Origin of the sequence: Tunicatimonas sp., from assembly GCF_049647865.1 — a bacterium.
GTDB lineage: Bacteria > Bacteroidota > Bacteroidia > Cytophagales > Cyclobacteriaceae > Tunicatimonas.
In genome coordinates, this window is record NZ_JBARYM010000712.1 from 1 (window position 1) to 2,445 (window position 2,445).

Here is a 2,445-nt window from a genome sequence, read left to right on the forward strand (position 1 = left end):
GTTAAATGAAAGTCCGCCAACCCCATCAGATTCCAATACGTGAACTCCTCCGTTAAAGGCTACAGCTAACTGCCCGGTAGCCGGATTATACTCCATATTAGTAGCGGTAATATTTCCCGGAATGCCAGGTGAAACAATAGTAGCAGTAGTAGGATCAGCTGCTACGTCAATTACGTAAAAATCAGCCGTGCCTGCTTGTTGGGCTACTACGTAGTACGTGCTACCGTCCGCACTGGGTACCACAGTCATCGCTTCAGCAGTTCCTAAAGCACTTCCCAATGGACCATTGGCGGTACTAACGGCTACCGTGGGGTAATTGCCCACCGAGGTCGTCACTGATACGGTATGCTGGTAGATTTGACCACCAACATTGATATAAAGAAAATACTCTCTTACCCCATCGGAAATATCGTCATTAGGATCGGGAACAATCACTACCGGCTGGCTACCGATTCCATTGCCATTTAATCCGGCGGGGACTACGATTGGGTTACCTTGTCCGTCAAATATTTGGCTCCCATCGGTATAGAAATAAACATCCCCGGTGTTGGGGTCAACCGCTACGGCACTTCCTTGATTTCCTAACGGTTGCGTAGTAATGGTGTTATCGGTCAGGGAGTCGTCTCCCAGTCCGAACTGTAACCCTTGTCCGCTCCCCCCAAAAATCCAGAAATTATCTGAGCGGCCCTGTCCGGCCACCTCAGTGAGAGTTAGGAGTAAGAGTAGATTGATAAAAAGAATTTTATTGTGGTTTCCCATAATCGCCCATGCTTGGTACGCGAAGATATATTTACGAGAGTAACGAAAAAAGCATTCGTTTCATGTTTAATGTAAGCAATTAACGTGCTTTCTACGTTTTAGTGTGTTTCGTTTAGCTAGGAGAACTTAGCTATAGCACAAAAGCGAGAAAGAAACATAATTTTTTAATAAAAGAATTCAGTCAAACGAAAAGTAATTTCGATCTTTCGCTGTACCGTATTTAAAGGAAGGTTATTATTCGGAGAGATACGATGCACTATCTTTGGCTCAGAGCGAAATGTTTTACTTTTCACAATAATTTCGCTAATTATACGCTCTTACTGAAAAACAGGTGGTTAGTTATTATATTGAATTAAGGGGAATGCGACGGGCAGCTTTACTTCTTTTAGGGTTTTTAAGTTTACTGTCTTACGATGGACAAGCGCAAGATCCGCAATTTTCGCAGTTTTACGCTGCGCCATTGTACTTGAATCCAGCTTTTGCAGGGTCTACCGAACTTACTCGGGTAGGGCTTAATTTTCGTAGCCAGTGGCCCTCGCTAGAAGCCAACTTCAATACGGCCTCGGTGTACTTCGATCATTTCTTTGAGGACTACAATAGTGGCGTGGGAGCAATTATTACCGGAGATCGGCAGGGGTTGCAGGGCTTACAGTCCATTAGCATCGGCTTGCAGTATGCTTACCAGCTACGCCTTACTGAAAAAATTACCTTCCGGCCCGGAGTGCAGGGAGCGTTTTATAATCGAGATGTAAATTACAGTAATTTGCTATTCGGCGATCAGCTGAACGAAAATGGGTTGATTGCTCCAGTTTCGGGAGAGAATCTCAACGGTGGTTTAAGCCGATCATTTTTTGATCTCACCTTAGGCGGGGTGCTGTACACCGAGAATCTGTATTTTGGCTACTCCGCGGGGCACGTTACCACCCCCAATCAATCAATCACTGGCGACGTAAGCCCCTTGCCGATGAAGCACTCTATTCATGGTGGCTACCGCATCCTGCTTCCTTCGGGCTTTGGTCGGATTGGTGAAGACGAGAAAGGACGCGAACGCAGTGTGACCCCTACTTTCCAGTATAAGCGACAAGTTAACTTTGATCAGTTAGATGTAGGAGCGTACCTTACTTACGAACCGCTAGTAGTAGGATTATGGTACCGAGGCATTCCCGTTCCGCAGCTAGAAAGCTTTCCTAATAGTGAGTCGGTAATTTTGCTGGCTGGATTTATACTGGAAGATTTTAATATTGGGTACAGTTTTGACTATACCATTTCCGGTTTGGGAATTCAGAGCGGCGGAGCCCACGAAATCTCAATTGTGTATCATTTCTCGTTACGCGACCCTCGTAAACCACCTCGCAGTATCATGAAAATCCCTTGTCCTAAGTTTTAAATAGTGTCGAAGTGTTTTGGTGGCCACTGCGCGGTGCTAGAGTGTTAAGGTATTTATGTTCTGTATTTAGAAACTGTTTCAATTAATTCTTTTGGTCAAAAATAGCTGAAATTGAGCCATCTCATCGTTACTTTTTCGTTAAATAGCTCTGCTATTCTCCTCAAAAATGCCTTAATATGTCTCAATTTATCTCATTTTTCCCTCAAAATTTCTAACAGAAACAGCTGCTAAGATTTTGATTACTTAAATATACCCTTCTACCGTTTCACCTTTAGTAATAACTCTTCTCTGTATACTTG

Annotated in this window: 2 protein-coding genes; one reads left to right on the forward strand and one right to left on the reverse strand. The window is 43.9% G+C overall.

Annotation, left to right across the window (positions count from 1 at the left end; translation table 11 throughout):
- Window positions 1-759, reverse strand: a 759-nt coding sequence (locus WBA23_RS20875) for a hypothetical protein (RefSeq protein ID WP_424584218.1), incomplete at its 3' end; no start/stop codon positions are given.
- Window positions 760-1,090: 331 nt separating this feature from the next.
- Here WBA23_RS20875 and WBA23_RS20880 point away from each other — a divergent pair.
- Window positions 1,091-2,146, forward strand: coding sequence for a PorP/SprF family type IX secretion system membrane protein (locus tag WBA23_RS20880; protein ID WP_424584219.1), 1,056 nt, complete (start codon window positions 1,091-1,093; stop codon window positions 2,144-2,146).
- Window positions 2,147-2,445: the final 299 nt, after the last annotated feature.